This window comes from Pseudomonas sp. Irchel 3H3, assembly GCF_900187635.1.
GTDB lineage: Bacteria > Pseudomonadota > Gammaproteobacteria > Pseudomonadales > Pseudomonadaceae > Aquipseudomonas.
On sequence record NZ_FYEC01000014.1, the window covers coordinates 49053 to 70105 of the forward strand.

Consider the following 21053-nt stretch of genomic DNA (forward strand, 5'->3'; position numbering starts at 1 on the left):
TGCTCGGCGATACAGCGATGGCATTCGCAGTTGAGTGGACTCATGCCGCCTCCCATTGCTCTGGCATCTGCCCTTTCGGCTCGCTCCAGGTGACGCCCTTGTCGGCGCCGAAGGCGTACATGCACTCGATCACGTCGCCCAGCTCAGCCACGGTCATGCGCTTGGTACTCTCCCCCAGCATCACTACGCCGCCGTTGATGCCCTGGGCCATGCGTATCTCCTGGCGAGCTGCTGCCGTCATCAGGGCCTTCCAGTCTTCGCTGTCGAGCTTCTGCATCACGCCATTGACCGGCCATTCAACCTGGCGAGAGATATCGCCCAGCATTGCCCACAGCTTGGCGTTCTGCTCCAGGGTGCGGCGGGACTTCACCGGACGGACGATCACCTCGACGGCGCCGGCGGCGGATAGCTCAGTGGCGAACAGGTAGGCCAGCCGCAACACCTCGCGAATCCGCGACGGTCCAGCCGACCAGAAGTGGCGCGGCTTGTGGATGACGTTGGTCATGTCAGAACCCCTCCTTGCCGCGCTGCGATTCCCACTCAAACGGGATAACGATCACCCCGCCCTCCCGAAGCCTGTCTGCGCAACGCTCACCGATAGCCGTAGCCAAAGCCTTCGCGTCGAGGTTGGAAACGATGACGGTGGGCCGAAGCTCTTCGTAGCGACCGTTGATGATGGCGAACAGGGTGGTCAGCTCGAAGTCGCTGGGCTTCTCCTTGCTCACACCGATCTCGTCGAGGATCAGCAACGAGGGACTGATGAGGCTCGCGAGAATCTGGCTTTCGCTCTTGTCGCCGGCGTGGTCATAGGTCGCACGGATGGCCTGCAGGACAGAGCCGATCGTGCGGTACACGGCGGTGTCGCTCGACTTGGCCATGATCTCGTTGGCAATCGCTACCGACAGGTGCGTCTTGCCGGTGCCGGGCTTGCCCAGCAGCAACAGGCAGCGGCCAGCAGCAGCGATTTGCTTGAACTCGGCGGCGTATCGCATGCAGGTCTTCAGCGCCTTTTGCTGCTCGGTGGTGTCGGCGATGTATCCGGCGAAGGTCTTGCCCGCGAAACGCTTGGGGATCAGCGCGGCGCCAAGCTTCTCAGCCATCCGCATGCGCAGGGCCAGGGCTTCCTGGGCTTCGGCGCGGGCGGCTTCTTCCTCGCGGCGGATTCGGCTGCACTCTGGGCACCCGGTCTTGAACTCGCGACCGAAGATCAGGTTCACCTGCTGCGGGAACTGGCCGTGGTCATCGCACACACCTGTGGTCTGCTGCGGCGCCGGGGTCGCGGCGGGCATCGAAACGATCTTGTCAGAACGCATAGGTGCCATCCTCCCGCTGAGTCAGGCCCGCGGTGTAGTCGCGATCAGCGAAACCGTTGTGGCGGGATTGCGGGAATTGGTGCACGTTGCTGGCAGACTTCACCTCGTCCTCCCAGCGCCTGCCGTTCAACCAGGTTGCTGGGTGCGGGATGAACTGGCCGCCGTCCTTGGTCCACTCGGTGCACACCACCTGCCTGGCCAAGCCTTCAGCGATCACTGCGAACAAGCCATCAGTGGCCTTGAGTTTCTTCCACGCCTTCTCCGCAGCAGCCTTGCCCTTCTTGTTCGGGTACAGCTTCCAGAACTTCGGGAACAGGTCATCGCTCGGCGAAGTCGGCAATGCCGGAGGCGTTGACGGGTTGAGGGGATCAGCAGTCAGGGATCCGGAATCAGGAATCAGAGAATCAGCCGGAGCGCTTCCGAGAATGGCAGAAGTAGTTCCGCCAAAATCGGTAGTGATACAACCCTCTGATGCAGAAGGGATAACTGACTCCGGTTCATTACGATGCGGGTTCTGATGTTTGTCGAAGTTCTCGACCTGGATGAAGCGCTTCCCGCCGACGGTGTAGCGAGTGATGAATCCTTCAGATGCGAGCCAGGCCAGCAACCCTTCGGTATCGATGCCATCACGATAGGGAAACAGCTCACCCTTGATACGCAGAGGGCGATCCTCAAGGCGCCCTGCTTTGTCAGCGAGCAGCCAGAGCCCTTCGAACAACAGCGTCAGCATTGGATCGGCCACGCCCAAGACTTCGTTCTTGAACAGGGCCGGTTTTATGTTTCTTGCGCGGGCCATGATCAGTGCCCTCCGAAAATAGGGACTGAACAGAAGCGCGACACGTTTTCAGAATTCGAAAAACGTGTCGCGACATTGGCAGGGGTATTGATCGATTCGGTTTGATGGTGCATGATTTGCTCCACAAGCGATTTAAGAGAGCCGGGTCACTACCCCGGCTTTTTTTCGTCTCGGATTTGGCAGAGGCCCTCTCAATTACCCTGAAGAGTCCCTGCAAGAGGCCCTGATTGGGGTCACCAACTGAAGCACCTTGGCCTTCCTCCGCCCAACGACTGAAAGCGCCCCTGCTGCAATGGACGCTTCCACCATTTCGTTCAATGCCCGCTCAAGGCTCCAGCCGTTGTTGTTCATCAACCTCTGGATTTCTTGCCTGTGAGCCGGCGGCAGCTTTTCAAGAATTACGGTCATTCGGCCCTCCAAAGGGGCTTCACCCCGCGATATCTTCTTGTTTGTCCTGCATGAGTTCGTCGATCACGCCGTTGGCAACGGCCCACTCGATGATTTCGTAGAGGTAGGTCGCGTGCTGCATGCGGGTTTTTGTGGCGGCCTTGCGCAGGATCCGATCCAGCACAGGTTCGAAACGAACCTTCACCGGAATGGCGCGCTTTTGATTGGGGTCCATGTACATACGGGTCGTGCTCCTGGCTGTTGAAATTGGGTTAAGCGGCAGATTTGGTTGGCTCAGAACTGCGCAGATAGGCCCAGTCGATATCGGGACGCATCACTTCACAGGTCACCGAACGCGAGGATTCACGCTCGATGCTGATAGCGAGAGCTGCACCCGGGCGCCGATAGCCATATGCAACCTGCTTGATCTGGCCGACGGTCGTCCCGCAGCTAGTCGCAAAGTCTTCAAGGGCCTGCTTGTCGAATGGCTTGATGTAGTCGTGCAAATTCATGGGTGCACCTCCGTATTGCCAGCCAGATTAGCAATTGCTAATCCTTCAAGCAATAGCAGACCGTAATTTACTGATTGCTAACTGAAAGCGATTATTGGCAAATGGACATCAACCAAACCCGAGTGAAAGCCCTCAAAGCCGTCATGGCCGGGGCATCCCAGAAAGACTTCGCCAATCAGCACGGCTTGGATGCGTCGTACCTGTCCCAAATTTTGAATGGGCACAGGAATCTCGGCGAGAAAGCGGCGGCGAACCTGGAAGACAAGATCGGCCTCCCGAAAGGAAGCCTGGTCAGCCCGCCCGCACCCGAAGAACAGGCTCCGATAACGCCAGCGGCATCTGCGACCGAACAGCTGAAGCTGGCTCTAGCAAAAGTTAAAGGACTGTCCGACGAGGCGCGGAACCGTTTGCTTGCTGTTGCGGATGAGCCCCAGAAGAGCAATGTTCTGGCGGGCGACTTCTCGCGCCCAGGCCAGGTTGGCGATGAAGTGTGGATTGCTCACTACGACGTACGCGCAGCCATGGGTGGCGGGCAGATTCCGCACGAATACCCCGAAATGCTTCAGGATATCAGGGTGAGCCCCAAGCATCTGCGCGAGATGGGTGTCACCTTCAAGGAGCACTTCCACCTCAAGATGATCACCGGCTGGGGCCAATCGATGGCGCCGACGATCAAGGACCGTGATCCGCTACTGGTCGACATCACGACCCGGGAGTTCACCGGGGATGGGATCTACCTCTTCTCCCACGACGAAATGCTGTACGTGAAGCGCCTGCAGAAGAAAGGCAAGGATCGCTTCAAGATGATCTCGGACAACAAGCACCACGATCCAGAAGAGATTCGCGTGGATGACACACATATCCTCGCTCGAGTTCTTTACGTCTGGAATGGGAATCCGGTGTGACCCATGACCCTCACCAAACCCAACCAAGACCTGAAGCGCGACCTGCAGAACATCGCCTCCGAAGTGAAGTGGTCGGCTGTCGAGCTGATGCGGATTGCTGAAATATTGAGCAAGGCCGGGGACGAGCATGACGCCTAGGCAGTAATCGGGCTCTACCAGATGATGCAGGCTGGGGAGGAGTGATTGGGGTGTGCTGATTACTCGGAATCAAAAATACCTGGAGCCAAAACTATCCTATTTGGCTACTGACTAAAGCCAAAAAATAGAACCTGGAAATTATGAGAAAGGGATTTTTTAAACATTTTGGATTTTCCGGGGAAGGCAATCCCCTAGGAGATCTTGGAACCAAGCTTAATAGCAGCCTGTATATTGTCATGACAGTGGTCGGCACCGTGCTTTTAGCTTTTGGGGGCGCATTTGCCAGCGGATTCAAGCTAGATGAAGAGTGGAGTGCAGCGACTACATTATGGAGCCATGCGTCAGTCATTTTTCGTTACCCTGTAGTATGGATGATAGCAGGCACCGGGCTTTCCGTACTTGGCGGAATAGGAAACTACATCGATTCGAATGCACAGAGGTCCACTATCGATTCTCTGAGGCTGCAGAACAACTCTATTCCGGACTTAAACAATGAAATAAACGGCTACCAAGAAACCATAGAATCACTTAAGTCGTCACTCAGACTTTTACATACAGAGCTCGTAACAACTCACCTAAAGGCCGCCTACAAGAGTCTAGGACTAACAACTCATGAGCGTGTGTCAATCTATTATGAGCACGGAAGTGATTTTTATCTTCTAGCAAGACATTCGAAAAATCCGGTTTATGCAAAATCCCACAGGCAAAAATTCGCCCTAAATCAAGGGGTCATCGGTCAGGCCTGGCAGCATCAGCAGCATGTCGAAAGGCATTGCCCAGGGTTCATAAACCGGGCAGAATACCTTGTATACATGGGAAAAACCTATGGTTTTAAGGATGCGCAAACCCTAGGCTTCGCCATGAAGAGCTGCAGATACGTGGCGATAGCCATATCTGACGCAGACTCTCACACAGGGGTTATCGTCTTTGAAAGCACCAATGAGGATTTTCTAAATGTTTCAGCTAAATGCATCGAAACCGAGATTGTCGCCTACTGCTCTGAGTACCAAGGAATACACTCAAAATTCCTACGCGATGGCTTAGAGCTAAATAGAGAGGCGCACATTAAGTCTGCGCCGGACTCAGTGGAGAAAGATTTTCTTAAAGACTTCAAAAAAGGAGGCGCCAAATGAACAGAACTCAAAACATAGTGGCTTACCTCTGCAGCAACTACCCACACAAGCATGAGCTATCCAAAGCCAGGCTCACAAAACTTGTTTATTTGGCCGATTGGTTTTCAGCCTTGCTTGACGAAGAGCAACTAACTGACATCCGATGGGTATTTAATCACTACGGCCCGTACGTAGACGATGTTGTCGACTCAGCCAAAGGAAGTCGATCTTTCAACATCCTCCACCAAGAAAACCATTATGGCTCTTCTAAGCATTTAGTAGAGTTTTGCGGCGACGACCGAGAAATTGATCTTTCCGACAGAGACGTAGAGATACTGGATGCTGTTATTGAGAAAACGAAATCAATGTATTTCAATTCCTTCATTGATTACGTTTATTCGACATACCCGGTAAAAGCTAGCGACAGATATGCTGTGCTTGACCTTGTCTCGCTAGCTAGAGACTTCAGCCGGTAGAGGAAATGATCGCTTAAGCCCGCCTAGCGCGGGCTTTTTTGTGGTCGTCAGAAAGGCGCTGGCTCCTCAATGGCAAATGCGTCATCCACTTCAACCACGCGATCCTCCTCAGCCTGAGGCTCCCACTTCAGGGTCACCGACTCGTCGTCGTTGAACGTCATGTCTATCCCGTCCGTCTCGGATAGAAATCCCATCACCTCCTCCCACTCGCGATCGCCATCCGTATCCAGGCGATGGATCGTTACCCAGCGCTGAACCTGCGCCGCCGGGTGATTAATCATCGAGGATACGCGTAGTCCCAACCGCTCTACCCCGCTGATTTCTTCCCTCTGCGCTGGTTTTCCCTGCTTCTTCGCCTTCGTCATTTGCAACTCCAAATGCTGTATATCCATCCAGTACAGACAGACTATAGCGAAGCTTTACAGAAATGTAACTACCAATTCCCGGCGAGCAGGGAGTGGTGGCAAAACAGCGCTCGCCAAATCAATTTAGCATTTGCTATTGACGTATTATTTAGCAGTTGCTAATTTACGTCCATCGCAGCGCTACAGGGACTGCGAAGGGCCTCAACAGACCCGCCGCTCTTTAACAGCTCGGGAACCTCGCAGATCGATCCCCAGACATGGGCACAGCGCGAGCAACAAATTCGATCTCCATGCCAGCTCTGGAACTGGCCGGACTCCCTACAAGGGAGAACGCCAAACCATGCAAGCCAGCCGGCGAAGAACACCGAACACGAAATGTGTGACGCCGGCCAGGTGGGGAAACCGAGGCGCCAAGCATGGGGCGGACAACAGATTTCACTGGCTGGCCTTGGCGACAGGGCCAGACGGGAAATCAACCGAGGAAAGCGCCATGAAAACACAAGCCCTGCAAGTCGAAGTGCGATTCCCGAAGAAGGGCGAGGAAGAGTTCGACTTGATCGTCGAGCAATTGGCAGCGGCAGTGTACGAGAAGGTGAAGGAGCGCCTAGAGCAAGATGCTAAAGGCGCTAGAGGCGATATCAGCGACGCTTGAACGCTTTATCGAGACGCTTTTTCATGTCCTGAACAAGCTTGTCGGCCTCTTTCTGGGCTGCCTCTCTCAACTTTGCCGTAACAGCCGCTTTATCCCCGATATCCGCGCTGCATTCGCTGCATCGGACCATCTGGTCGACCTCATCGTCATCTGGAATTACGAGCATCTTGCTCCCGCACGCTGCACATACTGCAGAAATCTGCATAAGTCTTTCCTTGCTGATTGGTGGAACTCTCAGCATATCCGGGAAGTGCGTCACCTGCGTAGTGGTGAGATGGCTGCTAGCCACTAAACAAACTGCACCACGTCAGCTTGACGATAACTGCCCGAGCACCTGGTACTCCCCAGCACCAGGCCGCATCGGAGTGTGATCTGGTTGCGACGAAGGCGCGGCCTCGATGCCTGGTCGGTGGATTGGGTCAGATCACACCCCGATGCGGACGATTCTGCACCGCGCAACGCGGCCCCCTGCAATCACAGCTTGATAGGTGGCCACTGCCTTCCCAGTGAGCGAACCATAGGAGGATGACCATCATGTAATAGCTGACTGATCCACCTGCGTGGCGCAGCAAGCCTGAAGGCTGCGCCCAATACCCTGACAGGCAGCGGACAGTAGGCGAGTCCGAGGGCATAGCTGGCCAGACTCGACGCACGGGAGGAAGCGCTCCCCGCCTGCATCCCCCTTCCCCGACACCACTCGCATGCACTCCCCTCCGCGCCCAACGGCAACCAGCGGAATGGATGAGTGCAGCCGAGTTTTGTTGGATCAACACCCGCCACTCTGGAGGCGCCCATGTCCACCAGCTATGCAGACAGCGCCCAGGCTCGAGAGTGGGACAAGCGCTTCGACGATTGGGGGCGACCCAAAGCTCCGAAGGAAGACGGCTTCCACGATTACGAGGCTGCCGCACTGGCGCTGAGTGAAGCTCAGGCGGTCCGCGCCGCGCTGCAATTGCAGGAGCGCAAGGCCGCCGCCAAGCGCATCAACGCAGCAGTTGAACAAATCGGTGACTTCTTCGGCATGAATGGAGAAAAGACATGAGCCAGCAGCATCGCGACCACCAGACGGCGGTCACCTGGATCGAGGGTGAAATCAACAACATGATTCGCGACCTCGGCAAGCCCAACGCCAGCTCGGCAGCGACATCAGTCATCACCCTCGCCTACATGTTGCGCGCCATCGACGACGATGAGCACCGGCACTACCGGGCACGCATCGACCAGATCTACGACACCTACAACGCTTCGATCACGCAGGGAGCTGCAGCATGACCATCATCGCTCGTAACGCCAAAGCAATGGCCGAAGCCCTGCAGCGCCAGGGCTTTTTTCTGGTGGCCGATCTACCGCAGCGCATCAAGATCAAAACGCGCCGCGGCATGTTGATTGCGAGGGTGTCGTGACGGCTCACCAGCGGGCGCGCCGCCTGCTGATCTGGCGCGGCTCTTTCCCCGCCCTAACCCTCTTTGCCTTCCTGATGCTGCTCAGCGCTCTCGCCGATCGCATCACTCAATAACTCACACCTTCAAACGCTGCGCACCGCGCGGTAAGGAATAGTCATGTCCGCAAATAAACAAGCACTCACGCAAGACTCGCTCGAAATGGGCGAAGCTGAAGACGCACAAAACTCTGTCGTCCCTTCGGTTGCCGTCACCGACATCGCCGAATACCGGCCGCACGAAGAACAGATCGTTCGCCTGGAAACCACTTACGCAAAGCTGGTTGTTGATTGCTCGACCAGTGAAGGTTTGGCGAATGCGAAGGAGGTTCGGGTCGATATACGAGATGTGCGCTATGCCTTGGCCAACACCACCAAGACGGCGCTGATTCCGTACCAGCAGAAGGTCAAGGACGCCCAAGCTCGCGTCAACCAGGTGAAGGAATTCGGCGAGGCGCTGAAGGATCGAGTCTTGGCAATCGAAGCGCCCGTTGATGAAGCAATCAAGGCCGAAGAAAAGCGCGTCGCTGATGCGAAAGCCGAGCGCGAGCGTATCGAGGCTGAGCGTGTGGAAGCCATCCGGGCAAAAATCACCCGTTTCAGCTCTGTCGCTGCTGCATATGCAAGCCGAAGCGCTGCCGATGTCGCGAACATCCTGCAAGGCGTCAAGGAGTCGGTGATTCTGCCGGATGAATATGCCGAGTTTGAAGCTGAAGGCACCATCGCCCGAGACAACGCTATTGAACAGCTGGAAACGCTGCACAAGTCTGCCGTTGAGCGAGAAGAGGCTGCCGCCAAGCTGCTGGCCCAGCAGAAAGAACTCGACGACCTGCGCGAAAAGCAGCGGATTGCCGACGCTGAATCTGAGGAGCTGCGCAAGCAACGCGCCGAGGAAGACCGCCAGCGTTTGAAGAAACAGCAGGACGATCTGGACCAGCAGCGTCGCGACATGGAAGCGCAGCAACGCCAACAGCGCGAGCAGCAGGAAGAGCAACAGCGCCAGCAGCGCGAACGCGACGCACAGTATCAACGTGACCAGGAAGAGCTGGCCCGTCTGCGCGCCCAGGCCGCAGCGCCAGCTCCAGCCACCCCAGCGGCTGCCCCAGTGGTCGCAGAGAAGGCCGAAGTAACGCCTATCAGCGCACACGCAGCCGCTGCTGAATCCGAAGGCGTGACTACGACCGCCCCACTGGTTGACGACATTGTCGAGGTCGTAGCCCTTGGCTTCGACGTGGACCTCGACACTGCTCGCGCCTGGCTTCGCGCCATCCGCTTCTAACCACCTTTCCATCTAAAGGCCGACACATTCATTGTCGACCACGGAGAGCGCAATGACCGACTCAGACACTCAAGCACCAACGGGCCTCGCCACTTACCACGATCCTTCGCACAACGCGGCAGCGCTCATCCTCGATCCAGGCACCATGAAGTCGATGAGCGACCTCGCGATGATGATGTCGAAGGGCGTGACAACAGTCCCCAAGCATCTGAAGGGCAATCAGGCTGACTGCATGGCGGTAGTGCTGCAAGCGATGCAGTGGCAGATGAACCCTTTCGCTGTTGCGCAGAAGACGTTCATCGTCAACGGCGGCGCGCTGAGCTACGAAGCGCAGCTCGTCAACGCCGTGATCACCTCCAAGGCACCAGTGAAAGGTCGTTTGAACTTCGAATGGTTCGGCGCCTGGGAAAACGTCATCGGGAAGATGCGCGAAGTCACCAGCAAAACCAAGAAGGACGAGGACACCGGCGAGTTCAAGAAATACCGCGTTCCTGCCTGGAGCTTTGACGACGAGAAAGGGCTCGGAATCAGGGTCTGGGCAACCTTCAAAGGCGAAGACGAACCCCGCATTCTGGAGCTTCTGCTCACTCAGGTCCGCACCCGGAACTCCACGCTTTGGGCGGAAGATCCGAAGCAGCAGATTGCCTACTTGGTGACTAAAAAGTGGGCTCGACTCTTCTGCCCTGACGTCATCCTCGGCGTCTATACACCCGATGAGTTCGAAGACTCATACGGCGGCGAAATAGATATCACCCCCGCGAAGCAGGCTTCAAACACCGCTGCCGCTGCCGGTGTTTCGTTCGGTCCGAAATCCCCCTCGCCGGAAATAGACGGAGTATTCGCAGACCTTTTGGTTGTCGCGAAGCGGCAGGACATCGACGCCTATGCGACAGCCTGGGCAGGTCTCAAGCCTAAGCAACGTGCCGCGATCGGACTGGAGTGCCACGAAGCGCTGAAGAACATGGCGGCAACCGTTGATGGCGACTTTACCGACATGACTGGCACCAATGATGGCCTGGCCCAGGCCGAGGAAGCGGCGTAGTGAGAGCGGACCTTCAAGGCACTGAAAAGTGGCATGCAGACCGATCTGGCCGAGTAACAGCCAGCCGGTTTAAAGACGTGATGGCCTGGGGGAAACCTGACAAAAATGGGAAGCGCGAGCCTATGGGCGCGCGCACCTCATACATGCGCGAACTGTGCTTCGAGCGTCTAGCAAAGAAGTCCAAGCACAACGTCAGCAGCGCTTCCATGAAGTGGGGTCACACCGAAGAACAGAAGGCTCAGGATGCCTACGAGATGCTGACCGGCAACATCGTCGTGCCGTCAGAGTTCATCGTTCATCCGAAGTACGACTGGCTCGGCTGTTCACCAGACGGCCTGATCAACGATGACGGTGGCACTGAATCGAAATGCCCTTTCAACGAGGCAATACATGTCAGGACTTGGCTCGAAGGCATGCCCGAAGAACACATGCCGCAGGTCCAGGGCTGCATGTTCGTCACAGGTCGAAAATGGTGGGACTTTCTGTCCTTTGATTCACGCCAAGATGAAGAGTGTCAGCTCTACATCGAGACGATTTACCGCGACGAAGACTACATTGCCAACCTGCACAAAGAGCTCGTCCAGTTCAACCTGGAACTGAATCGCATGGTTGATGAGGTCGCGGACAAAGCGCGGGCGCAAGCCCATAGATTAGGAGCTTGAGCATGATCAGCAATCACCTCAGTCTGGTCGAGCAGCTTCGGCCCAAGTCGAACGAACTGGCGGCCCAGGTCGCCCAGTTCCTGGCCAGCGGCGGCCAGATCAAAGTTGCCGAGCCAATCGGCTACAAACCAAAGCCAATCAGCTACAGCAATCAGATGCCGCCGGCACCCAAGCCGTTTGTTCGGCGCCGGGTTGAAGCTCCTCCCCCGCCACCAACTGCATTCGATGCCCGCCAGCAGGCGCGTGAAAAGCTGGTCGATCAAGTTCGCGGGTTGAGCACTACGCACACCCAAGTGGAAGTTGCGGCAGCCGTTGGCATCAGCAGGAAGGCTATCTACAACATCGCCAAAGAGCATGACATCACATTCCAGCGCCCAACCCGGGGCGGCGCCAACGATTCGGCGCGACTCGAGCAGGTTGCGGCCCGGGACGCGAGGCTTGCCGAACGGATCAGAGCGTTCCTTGAGCTGGGCATCACCCGGCGCCAGTGCTGCGGCAGGCTGGCCATCGGCAACAAGGCCTTCGAGCGGATCATCAAGGCCCACGGCATCGACTACCCCAAGGCTCATCAAGGCAGTACTTCATGCGCCGCATAGCCCGCATCCAGCAACGCAAACGACAAACCTGGCTCGCACTGCCGGCCAGCGGAATAGAAGAGGTAGGCCATGGCCGAGGTACAGCAGCAGGAGCCGACGGCAGAAGCCATCAAGCAGAAGAAAAAGCGCGAGAAGGCGGCAGCGAAGGACGCAGCATTGGGCGTCGAGAAGTTTACGATTGAGGTGGCCGGCATCTTCAAGGCCGACCTCAAGCGCCTGATGAAAGAACATGGCTTCAACAACCAGCAGGAAGTTCACCAGAACTTGTTGCGCAACGTGATCGCCGCCGACTTTGAAACGGCGGCAAAGATGCTCAAGTGTGTCACGACACCTTTTGTTGTTAGCGAAAAGGTGTCGCGTATTCTGATGGTGGCCGGTTTGAAGTCGCTTGCCGACGACCCGCCCGAGCCCGACGACGAAATCGAAAGACCCGCATAACCCACCCTACTCGCTGCATCCGGTAACCGGAGGGCGGTAGCCAGCTCAGCCTCTCGCGTTCGAAAGATCTTGCTGCCTGGCTCGATACGAAAGAAAAGCAAGGTTCACGACCACAAGGCCACACACAAACGCGGACTCATAATTGCCTACTTTGAGAGCCAGCGTGATAGCTAGCCCCAAAAAGGTCTGCGCAAATATCAGGTATAAGCTCATCTGCCCTAGTGTCACACCGACCTCCTTGATCCGGCTCCAAGCCGGTCACCCGTAATACCCCATATCACTGGACAGCGCCAGCCAGCGCATCCCTATCGCTTTGCTTTCGTACCGGGAATAAGCCAACCCACTAAAAAAACGCTCGCAGGACCAATAAGCCAAGTGACAGTCGTGCCTGGGCTGACAATTGGCACGACGATAGCAATTGCAAGCAGGCCTATTCCTGCCCAGAGCCGCTTACGCGGCGTGAACCATTCGCGGAACGCTTCAAGCTTTTTACTGGCCACGGACACTCTCCCTGATAAACAACTCGAAAAGATTTCACTGCTATCAACGAATGACGCAAGCCGGCCTACGGGGCTTAACGCTTATCGTGAGCGTCGGGATTTAAAGTACTACCTAGAAGCAGGACTCCGGGGGTCAGGATGAAACCCCAATAACCATTGAAGCTTGGATAGAAAAGCGGCCCGACCACCGAAGTGACAATTAAAGTGAATCCTGCCCATAACCGCTTACGCGGCGTAAACCACTCGCGGAACGCTTCAAATTTTTTACCGACCATTACTACTCCCCCTGGCAACCAACTCGAAAAACTTCACTTCTACCAACGAGTCACGCCAGCCAGGCACGACAGGGACCGCCTCAGCGCTTGTCGTGAACTGTCGAGGGCCAAGCACTAAAGAAAATTATCACTCCTGGAATCGATACGTAGATCCAGTTGTTGCTTGGATACAAAACAAGTCCGGTGATCCATGTAATCAGAAAAGCACCACCCACTCGACGCCGACGCTTGGGGGTGAACCACTCGCGGAACGCTTCAAGCTTTTTACTGGCCATTGCCACTCTCCCCGACAACCAACTCTAAAAGATTATCACTCCTATCAACGAATCACGCCAGCCGGCGAGGCGGCGTCCACCTGGAAAACAATCATGACCATCACCGCGCCGGTCATCCGCTACCACGGTGCCAAGTTCCGGCTCGCACCCTGGGTGCTGCAACACTTCCCACCGCACACCTGCTACGTCGAATCTTTCGGCGGCGCCGCCGGCGTGCTGATGCAGAAGCCTCGATCGTACGCAGAGGTTTACAACGACCTGGACGGCGACATCGTGAATCTGTTCCGGGTCCTGCAGGATCCGGTTACGCGATCGGGACTTACAGAGCGCCTTGTCTTCACGCCCTACTCCCGCGAAGAGTTCGAATTGTCATGGGAGATGAGCGCCGAACCGATCGAGCGAGCGCGGCGAACGATCATCCGAGCACAGATGGGTTTCGGGTCCGCCGGCGCAACCAAAGATGTTACAGGCTTTCGCATCGACACGAAGCGGCAGTACGGCACAGCCCAGGCACTGTGGGCGGCGTACCCAGAACAGCTTGCCGAGGTTGGCCAGCGCCTCAGCGGTGTTCTGATAGAGAACCGACCGGCGATCGAGGTCATCACCGCCCATGATGGCCCACAAACCTTGCACTACGTCGACCCGCCCTACGTGCACGAAACCAGGTACAAAGGCGCGTCGAGCGGCCGGTACTACAAGCATGAGATGGACGATGCGGCACACCGAGATCTGCTCGGTGTTTTGCTCGAGCTAGAAGGAATGGTCGTGCTGTCGGGATACCCAAGCGACCTATATGCCGAGCTTCTTCCTGGCTGGGCGAGCTACAGCACTTCGGCGCGCATATCCGCTGGGCGCGGCACCGCAAGCCGCACTGAATGCATCTGGCTGAATCCAGCCTGCGTCGAGCGTGTCAGCCAAATCGGGCTGGACCTCGGCGAACGAGCGTACCCCTTCATCCCCACTTCAACGAATCACGCCAGCCGACGAGAGTCACTTGAGATCGAGAATGAGGAGAAGCAATAAGCCTTCCTCAATTGAAGTGATCTTTACAGACCAGTGTTCAGCCTGTGCGGTATCGGTAAAGCTCTTCGGAAACTGGGCCCTCAAGTGGTCCTGGCTGTACCTTTTCGTTCGTGTAACTGGGGGCCGCCATTGAAATGTCAGAGACTTCCTGGTCGGCATGATTGCGAACCAACGCTCGCCGTCGACTTCAAGCCCTACGGATAGAACATCGCCTTGGGGTTTGCGCCCGCAAGAAACCTCCTTCAGGCAGACAAAGGTTCCTATCAACAGCGCGAACGCTTCTTTCGCGCTTCCATCCTGGATGTATTCGTAGAACTCAGTAATCCAACCCGAATCTTCTCCGATTTTCAGCATCACCAATCCTCCACCAGAACCCTAAAACACTGTAGCCGTTTGGCGACGAGGCACCCCTATGTCCGCACAACAGAAGAAACACCCCTTCGATTTCAAAACTCAATACGGACTCGGCTTCAGCACTCAGGACGATGAGATCGTTGTCGATTTCTTCTGCGGTGGCGGCGGTGCCGGTACCGGGCTGGAGATAGGCCTGGGGCGGGCGGTGAATGTCGCGAAGAACCACAGCCCTCAGGCGATCAGCATGCACACCGTCAATCACCCAGGCGCTGTGCACTACACCACCGACGTGTTCGAGGGTGATCCGGATGCCGAGTGCGGCGGCAAGGCAGTGGGCTGGTTCCATATGTCACCAGACTGCACGCACCACAGCCAGGCGGCCGGCGGCCAGCCGCGCAAGCGTGAGATTCGAAACCTGTCGTGGATTGGCTTGAAGTGGGGCGGCAAGAAGAAGCCTCGCGTCATCAGCTTGGAAAACGTGAAACAGATTCTCCAATGGGGGCCGTTGATTGCCAAGCGCTGCAAGGTGACCGGCCGAGTAGTGAAGCTGGGCGGCGCCATCGCCGAACCGGGCGAAGTGGTTCCGGTCCACCAGCAGTTCCTGGTGCCCGACCCAAAACGTCGCGGGCAGACCTGGGCCGTATTCGTGGCCGAGCTCCAGCACCTTGGCTATGTCGTCGAGTGGCGTGTGATCAAGGCCTGCGACTTCGGAGCACCGACCAGCCGTGAACGCCTATTTATGATCGCCCGCTGCGACGGCCAGCCGATCGTGTGGCCTGAGCCGACCCACGCTAAATACCCGGTCAAGGGCCAGAAGAAGTGGCGCACCGCCGCCGAGTGCATCGACTGGACGATCCCGAGCAAGAGCATCTTCGACCGGCCGAAGCCGCTGGCACCGGCCACCCTGCGCCGAATCGCCAAGGGCATGAAGAAGTTCGTCATCGATGCCGCTGCCCCTTTCATTGTGCCGATCGCAAACTGGTCTGGCGAAAGTGTGCAGTCAGCGCATGACCCGCTGCGCACCGTGACCTCCTGGCCGCGCGGGGGCTCGTTCGCCATGGCTAGCCCGATTATCGCGCCAGCCACACACCAGGGCAGTGACCGTGTCAACGATCCGCACGCCCCGCTGCCGACGGTGACCTGCGCCAATCGCGGTGAGTTGACGCTGATCAGCCCGGTACTGGTCGGAGCCGGAGGGCCCGAGTACAGCGGCAAGCCAACAACAGCGGATCAGCCTGCAGGGACGCTGATGACGCAGAACCACCGTGCACTCGCCGCTGCGCACCTGGTGAAATTCCGGTTTGCGGACGAAGGCAAGGCGCTCGACGAGCCGCTGCCGACCATCACCAGTGGCGGTAACTACCAGCGTCCGGCCGGCGCCGCGCACGCCATGGGCATCTCAACGGTGTTCATGGCCCAGATGAATGGCGGGTTCAACACCACGGCTGCCAAGAGCATCGAAGACCCGATGACCACGGTGACCAACACCGGCAGCCAGCAGCAGTTGGTGACCGCCAACCTGGTGCACCTGCGCGGAAACTGCGATGCACGTGACGCCGTTGATCCGCTGCACACAATCAGCGCTGGCGGCACCCATCACGGTCTGGTCACCGCCTTCATGGAGCGTCAGTTCGGCGCTAGCGTGGGCCAGGCCGTGGACGAGCCAGCCCCTACTATCACTGCCGGTGGTGGCGGCAAAAGTTCGCTCGTCGAGCTCCAGCTCTCGCCAGAGGTTGAAGCCGGCGCGCTGCGGGTCGCGGCCTTCCTGATCAGCTACTACGGCACCGAGAACGTGAGCGCCGCCGGCGAGCCAGCACCAACCATCACCACCAAGGATCGGCTCGGTCTGGTCACCGTCACAATCAAGGGCACGCCGTATGTGATCGTCGACATCTGTCTGCGAATGCTGCAACCGACCGAGCTGTACAAAGCCCAGGGCTTCCCCACCGACTACATCATCAGGCACGGCGCCGACGGCAAGCCGTTCACCAAGACTCAGCAGGTGCATATGTGCGGCAACAGCGTCAGCCCGCCGCCGATGGCAGCACTGGCTCGGGCCAATGATCCGTGGCGCGCCCAACAACGCCAAGAACGCGCAGCATAACTATCCCGCTTCACCGGCCGAGCATGGCCCGGCAGATACCAAAGTACCAACAAGCCCAAAATGGGCATCATCCATAGACAGCTTCAAACTTCACAACATACTCTCCCGCTGGAATAAAGGGGGACCCTGCCATATGTATATTCAATGAACCATTCTGGTCAGTGCCCTGCCTCAGCTTAATTGATTTAGGATCAACATCATCTGGCAAACTCTCCATAGTGAGATTTAAATACTTTATTGCATCTGATATATTTTTTGCACGCAATCTATAAGTTGCATTCCGGGTCGTTCTTCCAAGATCAAATCTAATGACACCTTCTAATTTATTGGGTTCGTCACAAGTAGTTTCTTGGCTCACGTTTATCGCCGAATGGGTCGCGGGAGGGTTGAAATCACCCGAAGGGAAAATTGCCCGAGCTTGAGCACTAGCAATGTCACGCGCCATTTTTGCAAGCACGTTATTAACTCTAGCCTCTAGTTCCGGGCCTGAAGTCTTAACCGAATCTAACTCACCCTTCAAACTCTCGTATAGATCATCAGCGAGCTGTGGATTTGAAGCTCCGGCGCTCTGAGTCCAATGCTTGACCGCTGTTTGAACAATTTCAGTAATATTGTTTTGTACGCCAGTAACTGATGTTTCAATTTTATTCACTGACGACTGAACCGAATCTAACGCTTCGGTAGATTTTTTGTAAAACTCCCAAGATATCCACGCGGCGAACATAGATAGGAGAAACGCGGCGATTGCAAGGCCAAACGAAATTACAGAGAACAAGTCCAACTGATAGACTTTTCCATTCCCAACAAACAGATTAACTATCGACACTGCCAAAACGAATATTGCCGAATATAGTACGATTTTCTGTCGCATGAGCCATCCCTTGCTGAGTTCTTAGAGGGCGAAAATCTAACCCACCCAATGTCAAAATGCCATCTCCGCACGAGAATTCGTATTGAAGACAACCGCAACGCACTGAACAAAATAACTCGATCCCCTCCCCCTTCAAAGTCAGCCGCTATAGCGGCAAGGATTTCTATGCGCCTGAAGAAAGCTGAGCGCGAGCAAGTGCGCCTGAAATACGGCGGGCACTGCGCCTACTGCGGCGTCCTGCTGGGTGACCGGTGGCACGCCGACCACCGAGAGCCAGTGATCCGGGTCAGCGATGAGCGCGTGGCCGAGCAGGCCGAGAACCACAACCTTGAAAACATGATGCCCGCCTGTGCGCCCTGCAATATCAGCAAGGGTCGACAGACGCTGGATGGCTGGCGGTCCTGGATCGCTGGGCACATCAACTCCCTCAACAGTTACCACCCCATCTATCGCCTGGCCAAGTCCTACGGACTGATAGCCGAGACCGGCGCGCCGGTGGTGTTCCACTTCGAAAAGGTGACGCCATGAAGCTCACAGAAAAACAGCAGAGAGTCCTCGAGGAGCTGCGCAAGATCGGCCGGGAAAATGCCTATCTCTATCGCGACACCCAGCCATATCTGCACCAGAAGGATTGCGAGAAGCTGGCACTTGGTGACCAGGCGTGCGTGTTCGGCATGGGCGGCCTTACCTTTCAGGTTGGGCACCGCCTGGGCGTATCGGCACCATCTGTGCTTAGCATCTTCAAGGCTCTTCGGCGCAAAGGGCTGGTGATTCGCGAAGAGAGCTATCCGGAATACCAACGAGCGCGGTACTGGTGGCCTGTTGGTCTGGCTGCTGAGTTGGCCGGCGAGCTCTTGCCTGTCAGCGAGGTGGCGTCATGATCAAGCTGACCGAAAAAGTCCACGTTGCTGCCAACCAAATCTCGAAGATCGTTGTGAGCGATTACGACGAGAAGGTGAATGTCTACCTGGTCGACGGCGACGCCATCGTTGTGATGGCTGACTGCGGAAAGAGCAAGTTCGACAAGCAGGCAGAGATCGTCGCGGCAGTACGCGCGGAGGCGAAGTCATGATCGCCCTCGCCTGGTTCGCCTACGTGTACTGCTACAAGGGGCCGCGGTGATGAATACACATGTCAGAGTGAAGACGGCCGATCTGATTGGCCAAGCCCTGAACTGGGCAATGGCCCTGGCCGAAGGGAAGCAGGCCAGGATCACCAAGAGCGGTGTTCGCCTTGCCTTGGGCGGAAGCACTTACAGAAAGATTAATCCAGCCACGGATGAAAAGGCAGGGACACTGGCGATACTGCGGCACTGCGTCCGTTTTGACGTTCGGCTGCCAGGCCATCAGTGGGCCGCAAGGGTTGGCGAAACCGTCGCCGGCGGACCAACCATCACCATCGCAGCTTGTCGCGCTATCGCAGCTGCCAGCCTGGGCGACGTCATCGACATCCCGGCCGAACTCATCTAACCCCTCTTCCACCTACCAGCCTACCGGTGAACGGCGGAAGAGGGAAAGTGTTCGCCCTGCACGCACAACCTCGCCATCCATGGACTGGTAAAGAGTTGGCAGCAGGGGAACAGCTGAAACGATACACCAACTGAATTAGAGCTTCCAATTCTACTTATGACCTGCCGATGACCGGCGGGCGAGGACTTCCCGTGCTCAAACAAATCGGAAAACTCATCACTGAACCACTGCGCAAAGGCGACGAGAGCCGACCGCTTCAGTGGCGTCTCGGGATGCGACTGAACCACATCCACAACGACCTGCATTCCAATCACCCGCGCCTCTGGAACTCCATCGTGATGGCCGGCCGAGCACTGATCTGTAAGCCATTCGGCCATCGCTGGACAAGGTTCGAAGCCGTGAAGTACGGCGACTTTGGAAACTCCCGGACGTGCAAGATCTGTCGCATCAGTCATGGCCAGCAACACGGCATCGACACCTACCACGAAACCCATCGCCCCGGCGGCTGGACGAAGATCGAGAAACGCTAACCCTTCCCCACCTTCTGCCGCCACGCGTGGCATGGAGAACTTTCCGATGGCAAACGCTACCGCGGCCAAGGCCAGCAGCATCTCGCCGAGGTTCATCCGATTCATGGATGCACCCGGCTATCTCGGCATGTGCCGGGATGAATTCAATAAAACGGTCCGACCAAACGTGCGCGAGTTCCCGATCGGGAAACAGGGCGTCGGCTTCGACCGTATTGAGCTCGATCAGTGGGCGGACGAATACATCGAGGCCAAGTCGATTGAAAAAGCAGCAAATCAGGACAACAATCGCCCTCGCAGCGAGCGCCAGGGTGGAGACAAAGGAGTTAGCCCATGGCGAGAAAAGCGATCTCCGGCCTCTACCAGAAAGGTGGAGTCTGGCAAATCGACAAAGTGTTCCGAGGCGAGCGCCTTCGAGAGAGCACTGGAACTGGTGACCGGCAAGAAGCCGAGCAGTACTTGATTCACCGGCTGGAACAACTTCGACAGCAGAAGGTATACGGCGTACGCCGCACCCGAACCTGGGCGGAAGCCGCAACAAGGTTCCTGATCGAGAGCAAGGATCAGCCCTCGATCAAGCTGACGGCGCATCACCTGAAGCAGCTCCACCCATACCTCAAGGACCTGCCGTTGACGCACATCGATGACCAGGCACTTGAGCCGTTCGTGAAGGATCGTTTGAAGGGAATGGTTTTGCCATGCGGGAAGCAGTTGAAGCCGGTAGCGCCTCGCACGATCAACATCTCGATCGAGCGGGCAATACGGGTTCTTACGCTTTGTGCAAGGAAGTGGCGGGATGAAGAGCGCAGGCCCTGGCTTGATTCGGTGCCAATGCTGGCCAAGCTGGATCTGAAGAAAAAGGTTCGTGAGCCCTACCCCATGACATGGGAAGAGCAATCAATCCTTTTTGGAGAATTGCCGGCGCACCTGCAGACGATGGCCCTGTTCAAGGTGAACACGGGTTGCCGCGAGCAGGAGGTCTGCAAATTGAGGTGGGATTGGGAAATCTCGGTGCCAGAACTAGGCGCCAGCGTATTCCTGATACCGTCCGACTTTGGCGGCCGAAACGAGCGGTCAGGTGTCAAAAATGGCGATGAGCGCCTAGTCGTGCTGAACAGCGTGGCGAAATCGATCATCGACAAGCAGCGCGGCCTGAGCAAGGACTGGGTTTTTCCGTACAACGGCAACGCGATGCACCGGATGAACGACTCAGCCTGGAAGAAAGCGCGGGTGAGAGCGGCGAAACTCTGGCAGGAGGAAAACCTTCGCCCCGCTCACCCAGGGTATGCATCAATTAGGGTGCATGACTTGAAGCATACGTTTGGTCGTCGCCTTCGTGCGGCAGGTGTCACACAGGAAGATCGAAAGGCCTTGCTAGGACACAAGAACGGCAGCATCACCAGTCACTACTCGGGCGCTGAGCTCGGGCACCTGATTGAGGCTGCAAATATGGTATCAGCAACTGACTCTCGCGGGCCGGTGCTGACGATATTGAAGAGGAGAACTGGATGAAGTCCCGAAAAACTCCCCACAAATGAAAAAGC

33 protein-coding genes are annotated in these 21053 nt (G+C 56.8%); 22 read left to right on the top strand and 11 right to left on the bottom strand.

Annotation, left to right across the window (positions count from 1 at the left end; translation table 11 throughout):
* Positions 1-40: 40 nt before the first annotated feature.
* The 6 genes from CKW24_RS16355 to CKW24_RS16380 form a co-directional block, all read right to left on the bottom strand.
* Positions 41-505: a recombination protein NinB gene (locus tag CKW24_RS16355; protein WP_095169217.1), complete on the bottom strand. Its 465-nt coding sequence runs from the start codon at positions 503-505 to the stop codon at positions 41-43.
* Position 506: 1 nt separating this feature from the next.
* Positions 507-1313 carry an ATP-binding protein gene (locus CKW24_RS16360; RefSeq protein WP_095169218.1) on the bottom strand — a complete coding sequence of 269 codons (807 nt, stop codon included), beginning with the start codon at positions 1311-1313 and terminating at the stop codon, positions 507-509.
* Entirely contained in the window at positions 1303-2109 is an 807-nt protein-coding gene (locus CKW24_RS16365) for a phage replication protein (protein ID WP_095169219.1), read from the bottom strand. Before CKW24_RS16365 ends, CKW24_RS16360 begins: the two co-directional genes overlap by 11 nt.
* Positions 2110-2304: 195 nt before the next feature.
* Positions 2305-2517: a hypothetical protein gene (locus CKW24_RS16370; RefSeq protein ID WP_095111156.1), complete on the bottom strand. Its 213-nt coding sequence runs from the start codon at positions 2515-2517 to the stop codon at positions 2305-2307.
* A gap of 19 nt (positions 2518-2536) precedes the next feature.
* Positions 2537-2731, bottom strand: a complete 195-nt coding sequence (locus tag CKW24_RS16375; protein ID WP_256585488.1) for a hypothetical protein — start codon at positions 2729-2731, stop codon at positions 2537-2539.
* 37 nt (positions 2732-2768) lie between these two features.
* Entirely contained in the window at positions 2769-3008 is a 240-nt protein-coding gene (locus tag CKW24_RS16380) for a YdaS family helix-turn-helix protein (RefSeq protein ID WP_095169220.1), read from the bottom strand.
* Positions 3009-3109: 101 nt separating this feature from the next.
* Between CKW24_RS16380 and CKW24_RS16385 the strand changes: the two genes are divergently transcribed.
* The 4 genes from CKW24_RS16385 to CKW24_RS16400 all read left to right on the top strand — a co-directional run bounded on the left by CKW24_RS16385 (position 3110) and on the right by CKW24_RS16400 (position 5639).
* The gene (locus CKW24_RS16385; protein WP_095169221.1) at positions 3110-3913 is read left to right on the top strand and encodes an XRE family transcriptional regulator; all 804 of its coding nucleotides are present in this window, start codon (positions 3110-3112) and stop codon (positions 3911-3913) included.
* 3 nt (positions 3914-3916) lie between these two features.
* Complete coding sequence (locus tag CKW24_RS16390) at positions 3917-4051, top strand: hypothetical protein (protein WP_256585497.1); 135 nt, start codon at positions 3917-3919, stop codon at positions 4049-4051.
* 140 nt (positions 4052-4191) lie between these two features.
* Positions 4192-5184 carry a hypothetical protein gene (locus tag CKW24_RS16395; protein ID WP_095169222.1) on the top strand — a complete coding sequence of 331 codons (993 nt, stop codon included), beginning with the start codon at positions 4192-4194 and terminating at the stop codon, positions 5182-5184.
* On the top strand, positions 5181-5639 hold the full coding sequence (locus CKW24_RS16400; protein ID WP_095169223.1) for a Panacea domain-containing protein: 459 nt from the start codon (positions 5181-5183) through the stop codon (positions 5637-5639). Before CKW24_RS16395 ends, CKW24_RS16400 begins: the two co-directional genes overlap by 4 nt.
* A gap of 47 nt (positions 5640-5686) precedes the next feature.
* Here the strand turns inward: CKW24_RS16400 and CKW24_RS16405 are convergent, their stop codons facing one another.
* Entirely contained in the window at positions 5687-6004 is a 318-nt protein-coding gene (locus tag CKW24_RS16405) for a DUF1654 domain-containing protein (RefSeq protein WP_095169224.1), read from the bottom strand.
* 490 nt (positions 6005-6494) lie between these two features.
* On the opposite strand from CKW24_RS16405, the gene CKW24_RS28190 reads away from it, so the two are divergent.
* Positions 6495-6656: a hypothetical protein gene (locus CKW24_RS28190; protein WP_159987303.1), complete on the top strand. Its 162-nt coding sequence runs from the start codon at positions 6495-6497 to the stop codon at positions 6654-6656.
* Here CKW24_RS28190 and CKW24_RS16410 read toward each other — a convergent pair.
* On the bottom strand, positions 6643-6861 hold the full coding sequence (locus CKW24_RS16410; protein WP_095169225.1) for a hypothetical protein: 219 nt from the start codon (positions 6859-6861) through the stop codon (positions 6643-6645). The two genes, CKW24_RS28190 and CKW24_RS16410, sit on opposite strands and share 14 nt — an antisense overlap.
* Positions 6862-7449: 588 nt before the next feature.
* Here CKW24_RS16410 and CKW24_RS16415 point away from each other — a divergent pair.
* From CKW24_RS16415 to CKW24_RS16445, 8 genes are all read left to right on the top strand, one after another.
* On the top strand, positions 7450-7698 hold the full coding sequence (locus tag CKW24_RS16415) for a hypothetical protein (protein ID WP_095169226.1): 249 nt from the start codon (positions 7450-7452) through the stop codon (positions 7696-7698).
* Positions 7695-7928, top strand: coding sequence for a hypothetical protein (locus CKW24_RS16420; protein WP_095169227.1), 234 nt, complete (start codon positions 7695-7697; stop codon positions 7926-7928). The genes CKW24_RS16415 and CKW24_RS16420 overlap by 4 nt, the downstream gene beginning before the upstream one ends.
* On the top strand, positions 7925-8059 hold the full coding sequence (locus tag CKW24_RS28465; protein WP_256585490.1) for a hypothetical protein: 135 nt from the start codon (positions 7925-7927) through the stop codon (positions 8057-8059). Before CKW24_RS16420 ends, CKW24_RS28465 begins: the two co-directional genes overlap by 4 nt.
* A 156-nt stretch (positions 8060-8215) precedes the next feature.
* Positions 8216-9373 carry a hypothetical protein gene (locus tag CKW24_RS16425; protein ID WP_256585491.1) on the top strand — a complete coding sequence of 386 codons (1158 nt, stop codon included), beginning with the start codon at positions 8216-8218 and terminating at the stop codon, positions 9371-9373.
* A gap of 52 nt (positions 9374-9425) precedes the next feature.
* Entirely contained in the window at positions 9426-10415 is a 990-nt protein-coding gene (locus tag CKW24_RS16430) for a RecT family recombinase (RefSeq protein WP_095169228.1), read from the top strand.
* On the top strand, positions 10415-11077 hold the full coding sequence (locus tag CKW24_RS16435) for a lambda exonuclease family protein (protein ID WP_095169229.1): 663 nt from the start codon (positions 10415-10417) through the stop codon (positions 11075-11077). The genes CKW24_RS16430 and CKW24_RS16435 overlap by 1 nt, the downstream gene beginning before the upstream one ends.
* A 2-nt stretch (positions 11078-11079) precedes the next feature.
* On the top strand, positions 11080-11673 hold the full coding sequence (locus CKW24_RS16440; protein WP_095169230.1) for a hypothetical protein: 594 nt from the start codon (positions 11080-11082) through the stop codon (positions 11671-11673).
* Positions 11674-11742: 69 nt separating this feature from the next.
* Positions 11743-12111 (top strand): hypothetical protein, encoded by a 369-nt coding sequence (locus CKW24_RS16445; protein ID WP_095169231.1) that lies wholly within the window; start codon positions 11743-11745, stop codon positions 12109-12111.
* Positions 12112-12966: 855 nt separating this feature from the next.
* Here CKW24_RS16445 and CKW24_RS16455 read toward each other — a convergent pair.
* Positions 12967-13161: a hypothetical protein gene (locus CKW24_RS16455; protein WP_095169233.1), complete on the bottom strand. Its 195-nt coding sequence runs from the start codon at positions 13159-13161 to the stop codon at positions 12967-12969.
* Positions 13162-13254: 93 nt separating this feature from the next.
* Between CKW24_RS16455 and CKW24_RS16460 the strand changes: the two genes are divergently transcribed.
* On the top strand, positions 13255-14184 hold the full coding sequence (locus tag CKW24_RS16460; RefSeq protein ID WP_256585492.1) for a DNA adenine methylase: 930 nt from the start codon (positions 13255-13257) through the stop codon (positions 14182-14184).
* On the opposite strand, the gene CKW24_RS16465 is transcribed toward CKW24_RS16460, so the two are convergent.
* A complete protein-coding gene (locus tag CKW24_RS16465) occupies positions 14152-14538 on the bottom strand; it encodes a hypothetical protein (protein WP_095169234.1) in 387 nt (128 codons plus the stop codon). The two genes, CKW24_RS16460 and CKW24_RS16465, sit on opposite strands and share 33 nt — an antisense overlap.
* Before the next feature lie 58 nt (positions 14539-14596).
* On the opposite strand from CKW24_RS16465, the gene CKW24_RS16470 reads away from it, so the two are divergent.
* Positions 14597-16642 carry a DNA cytosine methyltransferase gene (locus tag CKW24_RS16470; protein ID WP_095169235.1) on the top strand — a complete coding sequence of 682 codons (2046 nt, stop codon included), beginning with the start codon at positions 14597-14599 and terminating at the stop codon, positions 16640-16642.
* A 67-nt stretch (positions 16643-16709) separates the two neighbouring features.
* On the opposite strand, the gene CKW24_RS27935 is transcribed toward CKW24_RS16470, so the two are convergent.
* Positions 16710-17513 (bottom strand): hypothetical protein, encoded by an 804-nt coding sequence (locus CKW24_RS27935; RefSeq protein ID WP_143501224.1) that lies wholly within the window; start codon positions 17511-17513, stop codon positions 16710-16712.
* A 165-nt stretch (positions 17514-17678) separates the two neighbouring features.
* Here CKW24_RS27935 and CKW24_RS16475 point away from each other — a divergent pair, with 165 nt between their 5' ends.
* The 7 genes from CKW24_RS16475 (at position 17679) to CKW24_RS16500 (ending at position 21021) form a co-directional block, all read left to right on the top strand.
* On the top strand, positions 17679-18041 hold the full coding sequence (locus CKW24_RS16475; protein ID WP_095169236.1) for an HNH endonuclease: 363 nt from the start codon (positions 17679-17681) through the stop codon (positions 18039-18041).
* Positions 18038-18394 (top strand): hypothetical protein, encoded by a 357-nt coding sequence (locus CKW24_RS16480; RefSeq protein WP_095169237.1) that lies wholly within the window; start codon positions 18038-18040, stop codon positions 18392-18394. The genes CKW24_RS16475 and CKW24_RS16480 overlap by 4 nt, the downstream gene beginning before the upstream one ends.
* Positions 18391-18585, top strand: coding sequence for a hypothetical protein (locus CKW24_RS16485; protein WP_095169238.1), 195 nt, complete (start codon positions 18391-18393; stop codon positions 18583-18585). The genes CKW24_RS16480 and CKW24_RS16485 overlap by 4 nt, the downstream gene beginning before the upstream one ends.
* 49 nt (positions 18586-18634) lie before the next feature.
* Positions 18635-18982 carry a phage protein NinX family protein gene (locus tag CKW24_RS16490; protein ID WP_095169239.1) on the top strand — a complete coding sequence of 116 codons (348 nt, stop codon included), beginning with the start codon at positions 18635-18637 and terminating at the stop codon, positions 18980-18982.
* Positions 18983-19173: 191 nt separating this feature from the next.
* Positions 19174-19512, top strand: a complete 339-nt coding sequence (locus tag CKW24_RS27940) for a hypothetical protein (protein WP_143501226.1) — start codon at positions 19174-19176, stop codon at positions 19510-19512.
* 46 nt (positions 19513-19558) lie between these two features.
* Complete coding sequence (locus CKW24_RS28470; protein ID WP_256585493.1) at positions 19559-19972, top strand: hypothetical protein; 414 nt, start codon at positions 19559-19561, stop codon at positions 19970-19972.
* Positions 19903-21021: a tyrosine-type recombinase/integrase gene (locus CKW24_RS16500; protein ID WP_256585496.1), complete on the top strand. Its 1119-nt coding sequence runs from the start codon at positions 19903-19905 to the stop codon at positions 21019-21021. Before CKW24_RS28470 ends, CKW24_RS16500 begins: the two co-directional genes overlap by 70 nt.
* Positions 21022-21053: the final 32 nt, after the last annotated feature.